We start from the raw sequence: 3,868 nt of genomic DNA on the forward strand, positions 1-3,868 counted from the left end.
GCGCCGGCACGCGCGGGGGGCGGCCACGGGGGAGCGGGCCGGGCGGGACCTGCGCGACGTGCGGCTGCTGGTGGGCTCTGGTGGGGTGCTGCGGCACGCCGCGGCGGCGGACGCGGCCGGTGTGTTGGGTGCGGTGTTGGCCGATCATGCCGGTGGGTGGCCGTTGCCGCGCGCGGCCCGGCCGGTCGTCGATGTCGACTACGTGTTGGCCGCCGGTGGGTTGCTGGCCGCCGAGCATCCGGAGGCGGCGGGGGCGTTGCTGCGTCGGCACCTGGGTACGCATTGAGACTCGCCGACGCGACACGCCGTGGTGCATCACACGACAGGCCCGGGCGGGTTGACAGCGGCGGGGGTGCACGCCGTACCGTCTTTGAGTCCTACTACGGGAAGCGGCTGTTGTTCGCTTCGTCCCTTCGTCCGCTGGCCGAGCGACATGTGAGCAGTGCGTCGCGGCGGCCAGGTCCAGCGGGCGGGGGTCGGCGGGGCGGCGCGAACCGGCCGCGGTTACCGGTGTACGGGCAGGGTGAGGTGCACGGCCAGTAGACAACGGCCAGGCGGGGGCAGCCAGTCCGCGTCGGGTCGGTCCGAAGGTCGGCGTAGCTCATTCTCGCCCCACCGGCCGGGAAGGGCCTGGGAGCATCGGGGCGCGGCGCGAGCCGCGCCCCGATTTGTGTCCGCGGCCTCTGTCAGGTGTGTGGTCCGGTGGGGCGGCGACCGGCCGGCGGGTAGCCTTCGGCCCGTGATCGTGGCGAAGGTGCCGGCGGCGACCGGGGACGACAGTCGGCCGACCGGCGGGCGGGCGGGGGCGCTGCCGTTGCCGGTGGCGGCGCCGATGGCGGTGCTGGCCGGTCTGGCGTTGCTGGCGGCGTTTCCTCCGTACGGGCTGTGGCCGTTGGCGCCGCTGGGTGTGGCGTTGCTGGCCGTGGCGACGCATCGGCGTCGGCTGCGCGCGGGCGCGGGCCTGGGTCTCCTGGCCGGGGTGGCGCTGTTCGCGCCGCTGTTGAGCTGGACGAACCTGCACACCGGTTACCTGCCGTGGCTGTTGTTGTCGCTGTTGCAGGCCGGCTACCTGGCGCTGCTGGGTGCGGCGGGGGCGTTCGTGTCGCCGCTGGTGGACCGGGCGCGGTGGGGTTGGCCGGCGGTGACCGGGGTGCTGTGGGTGGGGCAGGAGGCGCTGCGCGACCGCACTCCGTTCGGCGGGTTCCCGTGGGGGCGGTTGGCGTTCAGCCAGGGCGACTCGCCGCTGTTGCGGCTGGCCGCGCTGGGCGGCGCGCCGCTGGTGACGTTCGCGGTGGCGCTGGCCGGTGGGCTGCTCGGCGCGGCGCTGTGGCGGGCGTGGCAGTCGCCGCGGCGGTGGGCGCCGGTGGCGGCGCTGAGCGCGGCGGCGGTCGCGGTGCCCGTGGCGGGGCTGCTGGTGCCGGTGTCCGCCGCCGGTGGCGGCGAGAGTGTGACGGTGGCGATCGTGCAGGGCAACGTGCCGCGGCTCGGGTTGGACTTCAACGCCCAGCGGCAGGCGGTGCTCAACAACCACGTCGACGCCACGATCGAGCTGGCCGGGCAGGTGAGCGCCGGCACGCGGGAGCGTCCCGACCTGGTGGTGTGGCCGGAGAACTCCAGCGACATCGACCCGCTGCGCGACACCGACGCCGGGGCGCGCATCTCGCAGGCCGCCGACGCGGTCGGCGCGCCGATCCTGGTCGGTGCGGTGCTGCGCGGCCCGGGGGAGGGGCAGGTCCGCAACGCGGGGATCCTGTGGCGGCCCGGCAGCGGCCCGGACCTGGAGCAGCTGTACACCAAGCGGCATCCGGTGCCGTTCGCCGAGTACGTGCCGATGCGTGATCTCGCCCGGCTGGTCAGCAGGCAGGTCGACCGGGTGCGCGCCGATTTCGTGCCCGGCAGCGAGCCGGGGGTGCTGCGGGCCGGGGCGGCGGTGCTGGGCGACGTGATCTGTTTCGAGGTCGCCTACGACGAGGTGGTCCGCGACACCGTCACCGGCGGGGCGCAGCTGCTGGTGGTGCAGACCAACAACGCCACGTTCGACGTGGCCGAGGCGCGTCAGCAGTTGGCCATGGTGCGGCTGCGGGCGGTCGAGCACGGCCGGCCGGCGTTGATGGCCTCCACGGTCGGGGTGTCCGGGTTCGTTGCCCCGGACGGGCGGGTAAGCGACGCCACCGGGTTCAACACCCGAGCGGTCGTGGTGCGGCAGCTGCGGCTGGACGACGGGCGCACCCTGGCCACCCGGGTTGGGCTGTGGCCGGAGGTGGCGTTGGCCACCCTGGCGGTGGCGGCCCTGGTCGGCGCGGCCGTGCTGCGCCGCCGGCACCACGCCGGGTGACACCAGCCGGTACGCCGGCGGAGGGGAAGCGACGGTGGGCGAGACGACCGGCACCCGACCGGACACCGGTCATCCGGGCGTGGGTCGGGTGCTCGTGGTGATCCCGACGTACAACGAGGCCGACAACGTGGCGCGGATCGTGGCGCGGGTACGCCGTGCCGCGCCGGCGGTGCAGATCCTGGTCGCCGACGACAACAGCCCGGACGGCACCGGCGCGGTCGCCGACGCCCTGGCCGCCGCCGACACTCGGGTGCACGTGCTGCACCGCGAGGGCAAGCAGGGCCTCGGCGCGGCGTACCTGGCGGGGTTCGCGTGGGCGCGTGAGCGTGGCTTCGACGCGGTGGTGGAGATGGACGCGGACGGTTCGCACGCCCCGGAGGACCTGCCGGCGCTGCTGTCGGCCGCCCGCGACGCCGACGTGGTGATCGGTTCCCGGTGGACGCGTGGCGCGCGGTTGGTGAACTGGCCGCTGCGGCGGCTGCTGCTGTCGCGTTGCGGCAACCTGTACGCGCGGGTGGCGTTGGGCATGCCGCTGTCCGACGCGACGGGCGGCTACCGGGTGTACCGGCTGGCGGCCCTCGACCAGATCGACCTGGAGTCGGTCTGCTCGCAGGGCTACTCGTTCCAGGTGGAGCTGTCCCGGCTGGCGCACCGGGCGGGGGCGCGCATCGTCGAGGTGCCGATCACGTTCGCCGAGCGGGAGCGCGGCAGCAGCAAGATGAGCCCGCTGATCGTGGCGGAGGCGCTGTGGCGGATCACCGCGTGGGGGGTGCAGGATCGGCGGCTGGCGGTGCGGCGGGGCCTGCACGGCACCCCCACGGGTCAGGTGCGGTGGCCCTGAGCGGCGGCGTGTCATGCTGGATGGGGCGCCGGCGCCCGCGCGGGGCGACCGCGCCGCGGGCGCGACTGATGGCGGATGGGGTGAGATGCGCCGAGGATTGAAGTTTGTGCCGTTGGCCCTGTTGGCGGCGACGCTGCTGGAGTTGGTGGTGTTCGTCGCGGTGGGGCGCGCGATCGGGTTCGGCTGGGCGGTGCTGGCGGTGTTCGCGGCGTCGCTGCTCGGGCTGGTGCTGCTGCGGCGCGAGGGGATGCGCGCGTGGCGTGGCTTCCGGGCCTCCGCGGAGGCCGGTCAGCCGCCGGGCCGGCAGGTCACCGACGGTCTCGTCGGGCTGTTGGGTGCGCTGCTGCTGGCGATGCCGGGCCTGCTCAGCGGCCTGGTGGGGGTGTCGCTGCTGGTGCCGCCGGTGCGCCGGTTGGCCCGCGACGGGGTGCAGCGGGCGGCGGAGCGGCGGGTGTCGTCGATGGTCGCCGGTGACCTGTTCGGGCCGCGCCGGGTGCGGGTGCGTCGCGGCGCCCCGCAGCCGGCTGCGCAGCCGGCGGCCGAGCCGACTGTCGTCGACGGGGGTCGGGCCATCGAGGGCGAGATCGTCGAGCCCGGCCGGAACTGATTCGGACACGACGGCGAACGGAACCTCGAACTGGTGGCCCTTGGCGCAGAGGTACTCGCGGGTCTGACGCGGCGCGAGCTCCGTG

The 3,868-nt window shown here is 75.2% G+C and carries 3 protein-coding genes and 2 pseudogenes; 4 read left to right on the forward strand and 1 reads right to left on the reverse strand.

What is annotated here, in order from left to right:
• The 4 genes and pseudogenes from ACSNN9_RS28025 to ACSNN9_RS28040 all read left to right on the forward strand — a co-directional run.
• A partial coding sequence (locus ACSNN9_RS28025; RefSeq protein ID WP_436676317.1) for a glutamate mutase L occupies positions 1 to 286 on the forward strand: 286 nt, incomplete at its 5' end.
• A gap of 408 nt (positions 287 to 694) precedes the next feature.
• A pseudogene (lnt, locus tag ACSNN9_RS28030) lies at positions 695 to 2,361 on the forward strand (apolipoprotein N-acyltransferase); the annotation flags it as partial.
• A gap of 8 nt (positions 2,362 to 2,369) precedes the next feature.
• Positions 2,370 to 3,176 carry a polyprenol monophosphomannose synthase gene (locus ACSNN9_RS28035; protein WP_436676318.1) on the forward strand — a complete coding sequence of 269 codons (807 nt, stop codon included), beginning with the start codon at positions 2,370 to 2,372 and terminating at the stop codon, positions 3,174 to 3,176.
• Between the two features lie 85 nt (positions 3,177 to 3,261).
• Positions 3,262 to 3,783 (forward strand): FxsA family protein, encoded by a 522-nt coding sequence (locus tag ACSNN9_RS28040; RefSeq protein WP_436676319.1) that lies wholly within the window; start codon positions 3,262 to 3,264, stop codon positions 3,781 to 3,783.
• Here ACSNN9_RS28040 and ACSNN9_RS28045 read toward each other — a convergent pair.
• Positions 3,784 to 3,868, reverse strand: a pseudogene (locus tag ACSNN9_RS28045) (RNA polymerase-binding protein RbpA); the annotation flags it as partial.

It is taken from the genome of Micromonospora sp. URMC 107 (assembly GCF_051386315.1).
Taxonomy (GTDB): Bacteria; Actinomycetota; Actinomycetes; order Mycobacteriales; family Micromonosporaceae; genus Micromonospora.

Coding starts and splice junctions, on each gene's coding strand:
- ACSNN9_RS28040 (WP_436676319.1), top strand. CDS start 3,262: ATGCGCCGAGGATTGAAGTTTGTGCCGTTGGCCCTGTTGGCGGCGACG.